The sequence below is a fragment of the Anaerococcus hydrogenalis genome, assembly GCF_002871895.1.
Lineage (GTDB): Bacteria > Bacillota > Clostridia > Tissierellales > Peptoniphilaceae > Anaerococcus > Anaerococcus hydrogenalis.
This window is the reverse complement of record NZ_PNHP01000001.1, coordinates 565417-583235: the sequence shown is the minus strand read 5'-3', so window position 1 is coordinate 583235 and position 17819 is coordinate 565417. Positions and strand designations below refer to the sequence as shown.

General features: G+C 29.7%; 14 protein-coding genes. 11 read left to right on the top strand and 3 right to left on the bottom strand.

All coding sequences use genetic code 11. From position 1 onward, the window contains the following. Positions 1–303: 303 nt before the first annotated feature. Complete coding sequence (locus CJ192_RS02860) at positions 304–909, bottom strand: thymidine kinase (RefSeq protein WP_004816370.1); 606 nt, start codon at positions 907–909, stop codon at positions 304–306. A 7-nt stretch (positions 910–916) separates the two neighbouring features. Beyond that, positions 917–2014, bottom strand: a complete 1098-nt coding sequence (ychF, locus tag CJ192_RS02855; protein ID WP_102197692.1) for a redox-regulated ATPase YchF — start codon at positions 2012–2014, stop codon at positions 917–919. Positions 2015–2142: 128 nt separating this feature from the next. Here ychF and CJ192_RS02850 point away from each other — a divergent pair, with 128 nt between their 5' ends. From CJ192_RS02850 to CJ192_RS02805, 10 genes are all read left to right on the top strand, one after another. Then, positions 2143–3912 carry an aminopeptidase P family protein gene (locus tag CJ192_RS02850; protein WP_102197691.1) on the top strand — a complete coding sequence of 590 codons (1770 nt, stop codon included), beginning with the start codon at positions 2143–2145 and terminating at the stop codon, positions 3910–3912. Next, complete coding sequence (gene uvrC / locus CJ192_RS02845) at positions 3912–5759, top strand: excinuclease ABC subunit UvrC (RefSeq protein ID WP_102197690.1); 1848 nt, start codon at positions 3912–3914, stop codon at positions 5757–5759. Before CJ192_RS02850 ends, uvrC begins: the two co-directional genes overlap by 1 nt. A gap of 10 nt (positions 5760–5769) precedes the next feature. After that, positions 5770–6702 (top strand): HPr(Ser) kinase/phosphatase, encoded by a 933-nt coding sequence (hprK, locus tag CJ192_RS02840; RefSeq protein WP_102197689.1) that lies wholly within the window; start codon positions 5770–5772, stop codon positions 6700–6702. A 104-nt stretch (positions 6703–6806) separates the two neighbouring features. Beyond that, complete coding sequence (gene nifJ / locus CJ192_RS02835) at positions 6807–10337, top strand: pyruvate:ferredoxin (flavodoxin) oxidoreductase (protein WP_102197688.1); 3531 nt, start codon at positions 6807–6809, stop codon at positions 10335–10337. A gap of 163 nt (positions 10338–10500) precedes the next feature. Continuing rightward, positions 10501–10854 carry an Asp23/Gls24 family envelope stress response protein gene (locus CJ192_RS02830; protein WP_004816737.1) on the top strand — a complete coding sequence of 118 codons (354 nt, stop codon included), beginning with the start codon at positions 10501–10503 and terminating at the stop codon, positions 10852–10854. 7 nt (positions 10855–10861) lie between these two features. Further along, positions 10862–12433 carry a DAK2 domain-containing protein gene (locus CJ192_RS02825; RefSeq protein WP_004816492.1) on the top strand — a complete coding sequence of 524 codons (1572 nt, stop codon included), beginning with the start codon at positions 10862–10864 and terminating at the stop codon, positions 12431–12433. A gap of 5 nt (positions 12434–12438) precedes the next feature. Continuing rightward, positions 12439–14418, top strand: a complete 1980-nt coding sequence (locus tag CJ192_RS02820; protein WP_102197687.1) for an ATP-dependent DNA helicase RecG — start codon at positions 12439–12441, stop codon at positions 14416–14418. Beyond that, positions 14418–14978, top strand: a complete 561-nt coding sequence (gene rsmD, locus CJ192_RS02815; protein WP_004813159.1) for a 16S rRNA (guanine(966)-N(2))-methyltransferase RsmD — start codon at positions 14418–14420, stop codon at positions 14976–14978. Before CJ192_RS02820 ends, rsmD begins: the two co-directional genes overlap by 1 nt. Continuing rightward, positions 14956–15447: a pantetheine-phosphate adenylyltransferase gene (gene coaD / locus CJ192_RS02810; RefSeq protein ID WP_004816816.1), complete on the top strand. Its 492-nt coding sequence runs from the start codon at positions 14956–14958 to the stop codon at positions 15445–15447. Before rsmD ends, coaD begins: the two co-directional genes overlap by 23 nt. Continuing rightward, a complete protein-coding gene (locus tag CJ192_RS02805; RefSeq protein WP_004816705.1) occupies positions 15447–15929 on the top strand; it encodes an ATP synthase subunit B family protein in 483 nt (160 codons plus the stop codon). The genes coaD and CJ192_RS02805 overlap by 1 nt, the downstream gene beginning before the upstream one ends. A gap of 9 nt (positions 15930–15938) precedes the next feature. On the opposite strand, the gene CJ192_RS02800 is transcribed toward CJ192_RS02805, so the two are convergent. Beyond that, entirely contained in the window at positions 15939–17117 is a 1179-nt protein-coding gene (locus CJ192_RS02800) for a nucleotidyltransferase family protein (protein WP_102197686.1), read from the bottom strand. A 139-nt stretch (positions 17118–17256) separates the two neighbouring features. Between CJ192_RS02800 and efp the strand changes: the two genes are divergently transcribed. Continuing rightward, complete coding sequence (efp, locus tag CJ192_RS02795) at positions 17257–17814, top strand: elongation factor P (protein WP_004813166.1); 558 nt, start codon at positions 17257–17259, stop codon at positions 17812–17814. The last annotated feature ends 5 nt before the right edge of the window (positions 17815–17819 follow it).

The following is a 17819-nucleotide window of genomic DNA, read 5'->3' as shown; positions in this document are numbered from 1 at the left end:
AAATAAGGTTGCTATAAATCAAATAGCAACCTTTTTTGTTTGTAAATATAAATTTTTAAAAAAATAAAACTACTCAAAAAGAGTAGTGACAGAGCGCAGACAAACCCTCAAGCACGAATATCTAACTCCAAAAATTGTTGATCTCTAAATTAAAAATTCTAAAATCGCAAACTCGCTGACGCTTGAACAGTACGATTTTTACGAATTTTCAAATTTGAAATCAAATCAATTTTTTTCGTACGATATTCTTAACATGAAGATTTGTATACTTTTCAACAATCTAAAACTACTCAAAAAGAGTAGTTAAATTTGATCTATTGATATTTGATTTTTTGTTTTTTCACGTTCTTTCATTTTTCTATTGTAGCATGATCTACATAAGGGTTGGTAGGAGTCTTGAGCTCCTATTTCTATCCTATCTTCATTATAAGATTTTCTAAATGAAACCCAGGCATCTTCTCCACAAGAGGCACAGATTGCATGGTGTTTTATTAATTCATCAGCAATTGGCATAAGTTCTTTTACTATTTCAAAAGGCCTTGCCTTATAATCCATATCAAGTCCAGATACTACAATTGTTATGTGAGAATTCATAAGCTTAATAAAATAATCAACAATTTCTGATGGATCGTCAGGGAAAAATTGTACTTCATCTATTCCTATTGCATCAATTTGATTGTTTTTTGAATATTCAAAAATATCCTTAATTGAATTTATTTTTATAGCGTCAAGCTCTAGGTTGTCATGGCTAACTATTTTTTCATCCTCATGTCGTGAGTCAACAGATGGTTTGAATGCTACAGTCTTGTAGCCTGCGATTTTCATCCTATATAATTCGCGCCAAAGAGAAGTTGTTTTTCCAGAAAACATAGAACCAGTGTGAACAATTAATTTAGCGTTTTTTTTCATATTTTTCCTAAACATTGAATTTAAAATTGGTAATATCTCCATCTTTCATAACATAATCTTTTCCTTCCATGCGAAGTTGACCATGTTCTTTTACTTTTGTCATATTACCATATTCTTTTAGGGTATCAAAACTTACGATTTCTGCCTTTATAAATCCTCTTTGAATATCAGTGTGGATTTTTCCAGCAGCATCAACAGCCTTAGTACCTTTTGTTATTGTCCAAGCCCTTGTTTCATCTTCACCTGTGGTTAAAAATGAAATTAAATTTAAGGTTTTGTATGAATCTCTAATAACTTGATCGCAGCCGGATTCTTCAAGGCCTATCATTTCCAAAAATTCCTTCTTTTCTTCATCACTTTCAAGTTCAGAAATTTCTTGTTCTATTTTCGCGCTTACTACAGAAACTTGGGCATTTTCATCTTTAGCAAATTCTCTAACTTTTTGAACAAATTCATTATCGTCTCCATTGTTTGCAACATCACTTTCGTCAACATTACATACATAAATGATTGGTTTTGTTGAAAGAAGTTGGTAGGATTTTAAAAGGGCTTTTTCATCATCGTTTAAATTTAAAACCCTAGCAGATTTACCTTCTTCCAAAACTTCTTTTATTCTTTTTAATAATTCAACTTCACTTCTAGCAGACTTATCTGATTTTGCAACTTTTTCTCTTTTTACCAAAACTTTTTCTACAAGTTCAAGGTCTGATAAGATTAGTTCAAAATTTATTGTTTCAATATCTCTTAATGGATCTATTTTTCCATCCACGTGAGTTACATTTGGATCGTTGAAACAACGCAAAACTTCAACTATAGCATCTGTTTCTCTTATATTTGATAAAAATTTATTTCCTAAACCTTCACCCTTGCTTGCACCTTTTACAAGTCCTGCTATATCATAAAATTCTATGGCTGCAGGAACAACTTTTTTTGAATTATGCATTTTTGCAAGATAATCAACTCTAGAATCTGGTACATTTACAAGTCCAACATTTGGATCTATTGTGCAGAAAGGATAATTTGCAATTTCTGCACCAGCTTTTGTAATTGCATTAAATAAAGTTGATTTGCCTACATTTGGTAGGCCAACTATTCCTAATTTCATTTAATCACTCTTTCTTTTTTATTCTTTATTTAGCATTATTTATTATATAGAAAGAGCTTAAAAAAATCAATTTTTAAATTTTCTAACAATGGTATAATGTTTAAAAGATAAAAAATAAAGGAGAAATTATGAATATAGATCAAAAACTAGAAAAGCTAAGAGAATTAATGGCTGATAGAAAAATTGATGCATATATAATAAATACTTCTGATCCTCACCAATCAGAATATATTAGTGATTATTATAAAACTCGTGAATTTATTTCCGGTTTTACAGGTTCTGCTGGAGTTTGTGTAGTTACAAAAGATAAGGCAAGACTTTGGACTGATTCTAGATATTTTTTACAAGCAGAAAATGAATTGAAATTTTCAGAATTTGAATTTTATAGACAAGGTTTTGAAGAAGATCCAACTATGGAAGAGTTCTTGTTAGAAGAAGTTGGGGAATTTGGAAAAATTGGTTTTGATGGAAGCTGTTATTCTGTAAAAGATTATAAGTCTTTAAGTGAAAACATGGCTTCTCGTGCTTTGGTTTATGATATAGATTATATTTCACAAATTTGGGATGATAGGCCAAGTCTTCCAAAGGAAAAAGTTTGGGTATACGATCTTAAATATGTGGGAGAAAGTTTAGAATCAAAAATAAATAGACTAAGAGAAGAACTTAAGAAAAAAGATTGTGATTATAACTTTATTGGATCTCCAGAAGATATTTGCTACTTATTAAACATCAGGGGAAATGATGTTGCCTACAATCCGGTTGTACTTTCTTATTTGTTAGTATCAATGGATGAAATCCATCTTTGCATAGACCAAGATAAGTTAGATGATGATGTTAAAAATTACTTAAAAGATAATAAGGTAAAGCTTCATTCTTATGATTATATTTATACTTTATTAAAAAATATTAAGGGTAAAAATAGGATTTATATAGACCCTGAAAGAACTAATGTTGCAATTTTTGACTCAATAAATCCAAACGTTAGGATTACAAGTGGAATAAATATTTCTACACAAATGAAAGCTATTAAAAATGATGTGGAACTAGAAAATGAGAAAAAGGCATATATCATTGATGGGGTTAATTTGGTTAAATTTTTCAATTGGGTTGAGGTAGGAACTAGCACAGGCTCACTAACAGAACTTATAGCAAGTAAAAAACTTCATGATATTAGAAGTGAAAATGAATCATATATAGAAGATTCCTTTGAAACAATAGCAGGATATAAAGAAAATGGAGCTATTGTTCACTATGAACCAACATCACTTTCATCAAAAACTTTAGAAGAAAGATCACTTTTGTTGGTAGATTCTGGAGCTCACTATAAAGAAGGAACAACAGATATAACAAGAACAGTTGCTTTAGGAAAACTTACAGAAGAAGAAAAAGAAAATTATACACTTGTATTAAAATCTCACATTGCCTTGATGAGTGCAAGATTTAAAGATAAAACAAAGGGTCAAAGACTTGATGCTATTGCAAAATATCCACTATGGAAGGCAGGAAAAGACTTCTTCCATGGAACAGGACACGGTGTAGGTTTCTGCCTAACAGTTCACGAAGGACCAAATAATATTTCTCAATTTAATGAGGTCGAACTTTTAGAAAATATGACAACTTCAATAGAACCTGGTTTATATATAAAAGATAAGCACGGGGTTAGGATTGAAAGTGAAGTTTATGTAAAAAAAGATATAGAAAATGAATTTGGTAAATTTATGAAATTTGAGTGTCTAACCTATGTTCCTTTAGATACAAGACCAATCGATATTTCAATGCTTGATAAGTGGGAAATAGAATGGATCAATGCCTATAACAAAAAATGTCAAGAAGTCCTATCTCCATACTTAGAAGGTTCTGATCTTGAATATCTAATAGAAAGTTGTAAAGAAATTTGATGAATAATCAAATAAAAGAAAAACTAAAAGAATTACCAGACTTACCTGGTGTCTATATAATGAGAAATAGCCAAGATGAGATAATCTATGTTGGAAAGGCAATTAATCTAAAAAAAAGAGTAAGTCAGTACTTTGATAACAACCAAAACAAGGGAAGAAAAGTACTGGCTATGGTAAGTCATATAAATAAATTTGAATATATAATTGTAGAAAATGAAGTAGAAGCCTTGGTATTAGAGTCTAACCTAATTAAAAAAAATAGACCAAAATATAATATTGTTTTAAGAGATGATAAGCAATATCCCTATATTAAAATTACAAAAGAAAAATATCCTAGGATTCAAAAGGTAAGAAATGTAAAAAAAGACAAGGGATACTATTTTGGTCCATATCCTGATGCCTATGCAGTAAATGATGTAATAGAATTATTTCATAATCTTTATCCATTTAGAACCTGTAACTTAAATTTCGATAAGGGGCAAAAGTTAGAAAGGCCCTGTTTAAACTATTACATTCATAGGTGTAAGGGTCCATGTGTTGGTAGGGAAAACGAGAAAAAATACATGGAAAATATGGCAAAGGTAAAAGATTTTCTAGAAAACAAATCTAATGAAATACCAAACTTGGTCATTGAAAAAATGAACAAGGCAAGCCAAATATTAGATTTTGAAAATGCTGCAAAATATAGGGACTACCATATGGCCCTATCTACCATTTCTCAAAAACAAAAAGTTACTACAACAAATGGGGATGATATAGATATAATAGCTATGTCTAAAGGCCTATTTTATGTAACTATGCAGGTATTTTTTATGAGAGATGGAAAAATTGTAGATAGGGAGCATTTTATAATAAAAGATGACTACAGGGAAAAAGAATCAGATATAATGGCATCATTTATGAAGCAATTCTACCTTAATTTAATGTATGTACCAAAAGAAATTTTGGTTCACAAATTGCCTTCAGAGCTAAATACCTTAAAATCATTTATAGAAAATAAAAAGGGTGGAAAAGTAACTATAAATTGCCCGAAATTAGGTAAGAAAAAAGAACTTGTTGATATGGCTTTCAGAAATGCAAGCGATATGATGAGAAAATACGAAAAAAGAATAGAAGAAAAAGAAAGAAAAAAACATTCTGGTCTAAATGGTCTAAAAGAAATTTTAAATTTAAAATCTATAGGAAGAATAGAAGCTTATGATATTTCCAACACATCAGGAGTCCAATCTGTTGGATCAATGGTTGTATTTCAAAATGGAATAGCTGAAAGAAAAGAATATAGAAAATTTAAAATTAAAACTATTGAAGGACCTGATGATTATCATTCATTAGAAGAAGTATTAACAAGAAGATTTAAAAGAGCGAAAAAGGAAATCAAAAACAATAATACCTATACAGGATTTGGGAAATTACCAGACCTAATCCTAATGGATGGGGGTAAGGGTCAGGTAAAGTCAGCCAAAAAAGTACTATCTGACCTAAACTTTTCCATCGAAGTTGCAGGATTAGTAAAAGATGACAAACACACAACAAGGGCGATAATTTATGAAAACGAAGAAATACCTATAAAAAAACGTGACCCAGTTTATAAACTAATTTATGAAATCCAAGAAGAAGCACATAGGTTTGCCATAAATTACCATAGAAAATTAATGAGCCAAACTATGAAAAAATCAGAGCTAGACAATATAAATGGAATAGGAAAAAGAAAAAAGGAAAATTTACTAAGACATTTTAAAACAATAAATAATATAAAAAAAGCAAGTTTAGAAGAGCTTATGGAAGTAGAATTAATAGGTAAAAGCCAGGCTCTAGAAATAATAAAATATTTTAAATTAAACAATTAAAGAGGAAAAAATGGGAAAAACAACAAGCGTAAAATTAAAGGATGTAGTTGATAGACTAGCTTTAGAAATAGTCCATAAATCTACAGATTATGATGAAGTTATAATACAAAGCCCTGATATTAACAGACCAGGGCTGCAGCTAACAGGGTATTTGGAAGAATTTCCTTACAAAAGATTGCAAATAATTGGAAGTGTAGAATATACTTATTTAACAAGTCTTGATAATAGGATGCAATATGAAAGATTTAGGGGGATTTTATCTTATAAAATGCCAGCAATAATTTTTTCTTACAATGCTGGTTTACCAAAAGACATATTAGACCTTGCTGACTATTATGATATAACAATTTTAAGATCAAAACTTCCTACAACAAAATTGACATCTATAATTTCTGAAGAGTTAGAATATATTTTTGCAGATAGAACCCAAATGCACGGTGAATTATTAGAAGTATTTGGTGTTGGTGTACTAATACTTGGAGAAAGTTCAGTAGGTAAAAGTGAAACAGCCTTAGACCTTGTAAATAGAGGACACAGACTTGTAGCTGATGATGTTGTTGAACTTGCTTCATATGATAATAAAGTAGCAGGTCAAGCTCCTGAAAATATAAGACACTACACAGAAATAAGAGGTCTTGGAATAGTAGATGTAAGAAGACTCTATGGAACAGGATCAGTAAAAGTATCTACAGATGTTGACTTGGTAATTGAGCTTGAACACTGGAGAGAAGATTACGAATACGATAGGCTAGGGCTAGATGATCATTATACAGAAATATTAAATGTAGAAATTCCTAAAATTTTAATCCCAGTAAGGGCTGGAAGGAATTTAGCTATGATTATAGAAGTAGCTGCAATGAATCAAAGAGAAAAATCAATGGGCTACAATGCAGCAAAAGTTATGACGGAAAATTTATTTAAGGAAAGTAGCAATGATAATTAATTTGTGAAAATATTTGATATTTGCTTGACTAAATACAATATAATGATTATAATTTTATATAGTGTTAACGATAATTGATTCATATAATTTTTAGGAGGTCTTAAATGACAATTAAAAGAGCTATGAAGACTATGGATGGTAATACAGCAGCAGCTCACGTATCATATGCGTTTACAGATGTTGCAACAATCTATCCAATAACACCTTCATCACCAATGCCAGAAGCAGTAGATGTTTGGGCAGCAAACGGTAGAAAAAATATTTTCGGTAGACCAGTTGAAGTAAAAGAAATGCAATCAGAAGCTGGTGCAGCAGGAGCAGTTCACGGAGCACTTGCAGCGGGAGCACTTACTACTACATACACAGCAAGTCAAGGATTATTATTAATGATCCCTAATATGTATAAAATTGCTGGAGAAAGATTACCAGGTGTATTCCATGTTGCAGCAAGAACACTTGCAACTCACGCACTTTCAATATATGGTGACCACTCTGATGTTATGGCAGCAAGACAAACAGGATTTGCTATGCTATGCTCAGGTTCAGTTCAACAAGTAATGGACTTATCACCAGTTGCTCACTTAGCAGCAATAGAAGGAAGAATTCCTTTCTGTAACTTCTTTGATGGTTTTAGAACAAGTCACGAAATTCAAAAAATCCAAGTATGGGATTACGATGATTTAGCTCCATTAGTAGATATGGAAGCTGTAGATAGATTCAAAAATGAATCATTAAATCCAGAAAGACCAAAAACAATAGGTACTTCTGAAAAGAATATCTTCTTCCAAAGAATGGAAGCATCAAACCCAGCTTATACTGATATTATTGGAATAACAGAAAACTACATGAACAAAATAAATGAATTGATCGGAACAAATTACGGTTTATTCAATTATTATGGTGCAGATGATGCAGAAGAAATCATCATAGCTATGGGTTCTGTTTGTCAAGCAGCTGAAGAAGCAATTGATAAATTAGTAGAAGATGGTAAAAAAGTTGGTATGGTAGAAGTTCACCTTTATAGACCATTCTCAAAAGAACACTTATTAAAAGCTATACCAAAAACAGTTAAGAAAATCGCTGTACTTGATAGAACAAAAGAAAAAGGTTCAATTGGAGAACCATTATTATTAGATGTTAAATCAGCTTACTATGATGTAGAAGACAAACCTCAAATCATAGGTGGTAGATATGGATTATCATCAAAAGATACAATTCCTGCAGATATTGAAGCAGCATTCAATAATCTAGCTGGTGAAATGAAAGATGATTTCACATTATCAATCAATGATGATGTTACAAATAAATCACTTGAAAGAACTGACTTAAGAATCAGACAAGAAGGAACAAGTAGATGTAAATTCTGGGGATTCGGATCAGACGGAACTGTAGGTGCTAATAAACAAGCTATCAAAATTATCGGTGATAATACAGACATGTATGCTCAAGGTTATTTTGACTACGATTCTAAAAAATCTGGTGGACTTACTGTATCTCACTTAAGATTTGGTAAAAATCCAATTAGATCAACATACCTATTAGATGAAGCTGACTTTATTTCATGTTCAAAACCAGCATATGTTAATCAATATGATTTATTAGATGGACTAAAAGATGGTGGTAGATTCTTACTAAACTGCCCATGGTCAGAAGAAGATCTTGAAGAACATTTACCAGCAAAAATGAAAAGATATATTGCTGAACACAATATTGATTTCAACATTATAGACGCATCACACATAGCAGAAAATATAGGACTTGGATCAAGAACAAACATGATCATGCAATCAGCATTCTTCAATCTTGCAAATGTAATTCCTATAGATGAAGCTGTTAAATATTTAAAAGATTCTATTGTTAAATCTTATGGTCACAAGGGTGATGATATTGTAAACATGAACTACAAAGCTGTAGATCAAGGAATTGATGCAGTAGTTAAAGTTAATGTTTCAGAATCATGGAAAGATGCAAAAGATGAAGTTAAAGAAGAAAAAGAACTTCCAGATTTCATTAAAAACATTGTTAGACCAATGATTGAACAAAAAGAAGATGAACTTCCAGTTTCAGCTTTCAAAGATAGCACAAATGGAGACTTTGAACCAGGTACAACAAAATACGAAAAAAGAGGAATTGCTCTTAACGTACCTGAATGGCAAATTGATAATTGTATCCAATGTAACCAATGTTCATATGTTTGTCCACATGCTGTAATTAGACCATTCTTAGTAACAGAAGATGAAAAATCTAATGCACCAGAAGGATTTGAAACAAAGAAAGCAATTGGTAAGGGAATGGATGGATATGACTTCAGAATCCAAATTTCACCACTTGATTGTACAGGTTGTGGAAACTGTGCTGATGTATGTCCAGCTCCAAAGAAAGCTCTTCTAATGAAACCTTTCGAAGAAGAAGTTGAAAAAGAAAAAGATAATTGGGATTATGCAAATGATGTAGTTGGATACAAAGAAGATGTTATGGATCCAATGACATTAAAAGGATCTCAATTTAAACAACCATTACTTGAGTTCTCAGGTGCTTGTGCAGGTTGTGGAGAAACTCCATACGCTAAACTTGTTACTCAATTATTTGGTGATAGAATGTATATAGCTAATGCTACAGGTTGTTCATCAATTTGGGGAGCATCATCACCAGCAACACCATACACAACAAATGCTTGTGGACAAGGTCCAGCTTGGGGTAACTCATTATTTGAAGATGCTGCTGAATATGGATATGGTATGAAACTTGCTGCTGATTCAAATAAATTACTTCTTGAAACATACATGAATGAATTTAATGAATTAGGAAGCGATTCAGAATTAAGTGAAGCATTTAAAGCTTGGTTAGAAGGAAAAGAAGATGTTAAAGCTTCAAAAGAAGCAACAGCTAAGATTCTTAACCTTGAGGAAAAAGCTAAATCAGTTAGCGATGAAAAAGCTAAAGACTTATTACACAAAATTTATGCACTAAAAGATTATATGATCAAAAAATCAGTTTGGATCTTTGGTGGTGACGGATGGAGCTATGATATCGGATTTGGTGGAGTAGATCACGTACTTGCTAGTGGAGAAAACATCAATATCTTAGTATTTGATACAGAAGTTTACTCTAATACAGGTGGACAATCATCTAAAGCTACACCATTATCAGCAGTAGCACAGTTTGCTGCATCTGGTAAAAAGGTTAGAAAGAAAGACCTTGGTTTAATGATGACTTCATACGGATATGTTTACGTAGCACAAGTTGCTATGGGTGCTAATCAAAACCAAACAATTAAAGCTATGAAAGAAGCAGAATCTTATGATGGACCATCTCTAATCATCTGCTATGCACCATGTATCAACCACGGTATCAGAATTGGTATGGGTAAATCTCAATTTAGAGAAAAACAAGCAGTTGATGCTGGTTACTGGCACTTATGGAGATTCGACCCAAGACTTGCTGAAGATGGAAAGAATCCATTCCAATTAGATTCAAGAGAACCTAAGGAATCATTCCAAGAATTTATCCAAGGAGAAGTAAGATACTCTTCACTTAAGAGATCATTCCCTGAAACAGCTGACCAATTATATCAAGAAGCTGAAAAAGCTGCTAAAGATAGATACGAAACATATAAGAGATTAGCTGGAAAATAAGATAAATTAATATAAAAAAATTAAAGGATGAGCTTGCTCATCCTTTTTTTGTGCAAAATTTTAAAATATAAAAAGATTATAATATTAAAATCTCAACAAAATTATAATAATTTCCTATTTATGGTATAATAATTTATATATTCAAAATAAAATGGAGGAGTTTATGGCAATTAAGTATAAAAACAATTACGGTAAAATTAGCATATCAGAAACAGTAATTGCAAATATTGCTGCATCTTCTGTTATGGAATCCTATGGAGTAGTAGGTCTTGCTAGCAGAAGCACAAAAGATGGATTATATAAACTTTTAGGCATAGAAAATATGAATAGGGGCGTAAAAGTTGTTAGAAATATAGATGGAAGTGTAAGTATTGATATATCATTATTTTTAAATTATGGTGTAAGAATTGCAGTTGTATGTCAAAATATCATAGAAAATGTTAAGTACAATGTTGAACATTCTCTTAATGTTGGCGTATCAAATGTTAATATTTTAGTTCAAGGAATTAGAAGTTAGGTGGAAAATGAAAAAAATCGATAGTAATAAGTTCAAAAGCCTTATTATTAAGGCTTTTGAACTGCTTAATGAAAAAAGAGACGTCGTTGATAGTTTAAATGTGTTTCCAGTTCCAGATGGAGATACTGGTACTAATATGACTATGACTATGAAATCTGGTGTTGAAAAAGTAAAACAAACTGAATCTGAATCTTGTTATGATATTGCTAAGGCTTTGAGTCAAGGTACCTTGATGGGAGCAAGAGGAAATTCTGGCGTTATTTTATCTCAGCTTTGTAGGGGCATGTCTAAAGCTTTAAAGGGCAAGGATATAATTGATGCAAATGTAATCAAGGATATTTTTGTGACAGCTAACAAAACAGCTTATAGGGCTGTTATGAAACCTACAGAAGGTACAATTTTAACTGTATCTAGACTTATGGCTGAGGAAGCTGAAAATTCTTTTGAGGATAATATAGATATAGATAAATATTTATATAAAATTATTGGGGCAGGCCATAAAGCTTTACTTGATACACCAAACTTACTTCCTGTTTTAAAAGAAGCTAAGGTTGTAGATTCTGGTGGACAAGGATTAATGTTTTTACTTGAAGGTGCTCTTAAGGCATTAAATGGAGAAATAAGCATAGAAACTGACTTATCAGAAATTGAAATCGAGGATTTACCTTCAAAAGATTTTAATGTAGATTTAACTATAAGTGTTGATGAAGATAAGAAGGATGACTTAATTGAAAAAATCAACCAATCTTCTACATCATTAACTGAAGATTTCGATAATGGAATTTTGAAACTTTCTTTTGATTGCGATGATATAAAAGATCTAATGGATATTGTAATTGATTTTGGACAAGTTTTATCTATGAATGTTGAAAATACTAATCCTGAAGTTCTTAATGACATAAAACTTAATAGAAAACCTTCTAAAAAATATGGTTTTATAGCAGTATCAAGAGGGGATGGATATGATAAGGTATTTGAAAGTTTGAACGTCGATAAGATTATATCTGGTGGTCAAACAATGAATCCTTCTACTGAGGATATATATAAGGCAATAGAAAAAGTTGATAGTGAAAATGTTATAATTTTCCCAAATAATAAAAATATTATTATGAGTGCAAAACAAGCCTGTGATTTGTCTGATAGGACATGTAGGGTTGTTGAAACTAGGTCTATTCCAGAATCATTCTCTGCTCTTTTATCTTTTGATGAAGATGAATCATTGGAAGAAAATATGGAAAATTTCAATGATGCAATAGAGGATGTAAGAGTTTTGGAAGTCACTATTGCAGTTAGGGATACTAATGTAAATAATGTTGAAATTAAAAAAGATGAATTTATTGGAATTGTTGATAACAAAATTGTAACTAGCAAAAATACAATTGAAAGAACAGCCAAAGAAACTTTAAAAAATGCTGTTGATGAAGATACTTCCTTGATTACAATTTATTATGGAGAGGATGTTGAAGATAAGGAAGCAAAAAAACTTCAAAAATATGCTCAAAAGAAATTTAAAGATAGTGATGTTGAATTAATTTATGGTGGTCAACCTTTATATTATTATACAATTACCTTGGAGTAATTTAGATGGATCTTTTAGATCTTAAAGGTTTAGGAAAAAAGAAGAAAGAATATTTAGAAAAATTATCTATTTATAAAGTAGAAGATTTATATAATTATTATCCAAGAGAGTATGAGGATAGGTCAAAAAAATATGATTTATCCCATGGTCTTGATGGAAATAAACATTATTTTGAGTGGAAGATAGAGTCGAAAGTCTATACAAATTATAGTAAGAAGTTTTCTATTTCATATCTTTATGGAAGTGAAAATGATAAAAGAATAAAGATAGTATTTTTTAATGATAAATTTTCACCAAGAAAACTTAAATTAGGACAAAGTTATAAGTTTTATACAAAGATAGTAAAAAATGGATATGAGTATGAATGTCATAATCCAGAATTTACTGATATAGATGATGGTAGAATTGGAAATATTGTGCCAATTTATCCTCTTACAAAATCTATTACTAATAAAAATTTGTCAGATTTTATTGACCAAGCCTTAAATTTTTTTGATCAAAATGAAATATTACTTGATAAAGATATTCTTGATAAATTTAGTTTTTCTGATAAGCTTTCTAATTTAAAAGAAATACACTTTCCAACTAGTCTTGATAGGTTAAAAAAAGCAAAATCTGAAATTAAAATTATTGATTTTTTAAAAGAATTGATTTTCATCTATGTTATGCAAAAGGAAAATTCATACCAAGACTTAAATTTAAAATTTGATTTGGATAAAATTTTAAATAGCTTAGATTTTAAACTTACTAAAAGTCAATATAATTCTCTTGTTGAGATTTTAAATGATTGTACTAGTTCTAATATTATGAATAGGCTTTTGTGTGGAGATGTTGGCAGTGGAAAGACAATTATTGCCCTTATTGCTATGATTATTTTTTCACTCAATTCTTATCAAAGCTGTATGATGGTTCCAACAGAAGTTTTGGCTATCCAACAATTTGAAAAAAACAAAAATTTGATTGAAAGTTTTGGACTAAGGGTAGAATTGTTAACTTCTTCTACTAAAAATAAAGATTCAGTAAAAGAAAAAATTAAAAATGGTCAAATTGATATTGTAATTGGAACCCATGCCTTAATTGTTGATGATGTTGAGTTTAAAAATTTGAAGTTAATAGTTGCTGATGAGCAACATAGGTTTGGGGTTAGGCAAAGACAAGCTTTATATGAAAAGGGAAATAAGGCGAATTATCTTACTATGACTGCTACTCCAATTCCAAGAACCTTATTTTTAAAAATGAAAAATTTACTTAGCCTATCACAAATTACGGAATTGCCAAAAGGCAGGGGCCAAGTTATTACTGAATTAGTACTTATGTCAATGGAAGATTCTTTATTTTCAAAAATTAGTAATTTTTTAAATCAAGGTAGACAAGTTTATGTAGTTAGTGATTCTATAAATAGTGAAGATGAAAATTCTGTAGAAAATTTATATAAACGATATAAAACTAAGTTTACAGATAAAAGAATTGAAAAACTTCATGGGAAATTAAAGGCAGATGAGAAAGAAAATATTTTAAAAGAATTTTCTGATGGAAAAATTGATGTTTTAATTTCTACAACTGTAATTGAAGTTGGGATAGATGTTTCAAATGCTAATTGTATGGTAATTTATAATGCCAATAATTTTGGCTTATCATCCCTTCACCAGTTAAGAGGAAGAATTGGAAGAGGAGAACATGAGTCTTTTTGCTATTTAGTAAGTAAAAAGATAGATCAAAGAAGCAAATTAAATATAATTAAAAATTCTAATGATGGATTTGAGATTGCTAAAAAAGACTTAAAATTAAGGGGTGCTGGAAAAATTTTATCTACAATTCAGCATGGGCGAAACTTAGATGAAATTAATTATTTTAATTTAAAAGAAGATGAAATAGATCTTTGCTTTAAAATTTTTACCTACCTTAAAGAAATAAAATTTGAAGGTGTAAATTTTTCTTATTTGGAAAAATATTTTAATATAGATAAAAGGATAGTACTTAATTAATGAGAGTAGTTGCAGGAAAATATAAAGGATTTAATTTAAAATCTCCAAAGGCAAATAATTCAAGACCAACAGATAATAAGGTTAAAGAGGCAGTTTTAGCTATGCTTTATCCTTACAAAAATGATTTTACAGCCCTAGATTTGTTTGCCTGTACTGGTCAAATGGGCATAGAATTTTTATCACATGGTGCAAGGGAAGTTGTTTTTGGAGAACTTAATAATTCAAATTATAAAATACTAAAAGAAAATATAGAAAAAATTGCTTGTAAAAATGCCTATGTAATTAGGGGAGATTTTAGAAAAGTTTTGGAAATTCTACATAAGGAAAACAAAACTTTTGATTACATATACTTAGATCCTCCCTATAAGGAAGATTATTTGAAAATAAGCGTTGAGACTTTATTAGACTACCATTTAATAAATAATAATGGTATAATAATAAGCGAATCAGATAGGAATATTGATTTTTCTTACATAGAAAATTTACAATTAATTAAAGAAAAAAAATATGGAAGGAAGATCGTAAAAGTTTATTGCTATGAAAGTGATATATCCAGGTAGCTTCGATCCGATAACAATCGGACATTTAGATATAATAAAGAGACTTGACCAAATGTTCGACGAGGTAGTCGTTGCTATATTGATAAATGAAGCCAAGCACTCTCTTTTTCCAATTAAAGAGAGAAAACAATTAATAGAAGAAGAAATTAAAGAAAATAAACTAAAAAATGTGAAAGTAAAAACATTTGAAGGTTTGTTGGTTGATTTTGCAAAAAAAGAAAATTCTAAGACAATAGTTAGGGGAATAAGGGCTGTTACTGATTACGAGTATGAGATTAATATTGCTCAGTTTAATGCCAACCTTTATCCAGGATTAGAAACAATATTTTTACTTTCTGACCCAAAATTCTCGTTTATAAGTTCGAGTGGAATAAGAGAGCTAGCTAGTTTTAGTGGAGATGTATCTAAATTTGTATCAAAAAATGTAAAAAAAGCTATATATGAAAAAAATAAACTAGGAGGAAAATAATGGCAAATATTAATGAACTTATTGATGAAATTGAAGATATAATGGATAATGCTAGTTCTGTTCCATTTTCAAGAAAGGTATCAGTTGATCCTGATGAAATTTTTGAAATAATTAGGGAGATGAGAGATTCTTTACCAACAGAAATTAAAAATGCCCAATGGATTAATGATGAAAAAGATAGAATTTTGCAAGAAGCTGAAAATGAGGCTAGGTCAAAGGTTGATAATGCAAATAATGAGATAAAAAATTTCAAAGAACAAGCTAAAAGTCAATATCAAAGAATGATTTCTGAACACCAAATCACAGCTGAGGCAAGACAAGAAGCACAAAGAATTTTAGAAGAAGCAAATCAACAAGCAAATAGTATCAAACAACAATCATACCAATATGTTGATCAATTATTCTCAAAATCATGCGATAATTTTAATCAACTAGCTCAATCATTGGAAAAAAATAGAAAACATATACTAAATCAAAAATAAAAAAATCCTCTATTTATTAGAGGAATTTTTTATTGTGATTTTTTGGGTAAAATCGCTGTTCATATTTCTATTTATTAAAAAAGAATAAAGGTTAGATGCCTTTATCATTTGATCATAGATAATTTTTTCATTATCTTTTAATTTTTTTTCATCTTTTTTTTGTATTAAAATTGAAACAGCCTGGTCTTTGAAAAATCGAGTAGATTTTTCATTAAAAGCTAATACTTTTATAAAATTAATTTCTATATTATTAAGATCTATAGTATTTTCCAATAAGTAATTTATCATAAGTCTTTTTATTCTTGATTTTGTAAACCTTAAACTACTTGCTTCATTAATAAAATCATTATATAAAAAGTTTTTTTCTGCTAATTTTTTTAAGTAGTTATCCATACCTTCTTCATAGCAAAGAATATTGCTCATATTTATATTTTCAATTAATATTTTATACCTAAAAAGTTCATATAATTTTTCCATATCTGGGAAATTATTGTATTGGTTTTTAAATTTTTCTATATTTTCCAAAGATGATTCTGGAAGATAAGATTTTATATTCGAATTATTTATATTATTTCTAATAGCAGTAGATGATGCGAATGTTTTCTTATCTAAATTTTTATCTTTATTCATTGACTTAATTCTTTTAATTGGAATGGCCTTTATTTTCGAATTAGAGTTTTTTATAGCCCTAATATATTCAAGAGCTAAAATATTATTGGCAGAAAAAAAATCTTCATTAAGGGCATATGTTTTTGAAGCCTCATAGGATGCCTTGGAAAATGATAGGCCCTTATCCAAAAAATATTTTGTTTTTTTATCTATATTCTCATTATTATTCAGGATGTTTTCAACTGATTTAAAAAAATCTTCCTCGCTAATATTTTCTATACCAAAAGCAAGGTAATCAATTTTCAATTTATTTAATATTTCAATATTTTTTCTAGCAAATAAATTTGCAGATTGTAATGAAATAAATGAAGGCATTTCAATAATTAAATCAGCAGAAATCATAGCAGAATCTGCTCTTTTATATTTATCTATCAAAGAAGGCTCACCTCTTTGTACAAAATCTCCACTCATTATTGCTATAACAAGGTTAGCTTTGGTTATTTCTTTTGCTTTTTTTTGTATAAAATTGTGACCATTGTGAAATGGATTATATTCGGAAATAATTGCTAATTTTTTCATAAAATCACCTAAGTACATTATAGCAAATTAGAAAATTAAGTGAAAAATTATTTCTAATTATTACATATTATTACATAATAATTTAAAAAATTATTTAATAGTGGTATAATATTATAAAAAGACCGAATTAGGAGGACATATGATATCAGCAAATGATTTAAGAAAAGGAATAACTTTTGAATACGATGGGGATGTTTACCAAGTAATTGATTTCCAACACGTAAAACCAGGAAAGGGAGCTGCTTTTGTTAGGGCTAAGATTAAGTCTGTTATGCAAGGTGGAAATAAGGATGTAACTTTTAACCCAAATGAAAAATTTGAACAAGCAATTATATCTACAAAAGAAATGCAATATTTATATAATGATGGACAATTATATTATTTTATGGATCCAGAAACTTTTGAACAAATTCCTGTAGACAAGGATGCTGTTGCAGAAGCTATTCCTTACATAAAGGAAAATGATACAGCTACAATGAGATTTTATAAAAATAATCCATTTTCTATTGAAGCACCAAATTTTGTAGAGCTTGAAGTTGTAAAAACAGAGCCAGCTATTAAGGGAGATACAGCAACAAATGTAACAAAACCTGCAGAAGTTGAAACTGGAGCTGTAATAAATGTACCAGTTTTTGTAAATGAAGGTGACGTTATTAAGATAGATACTAGAAAAGGGGAATATCTATCAAGAGTATAAAGGAG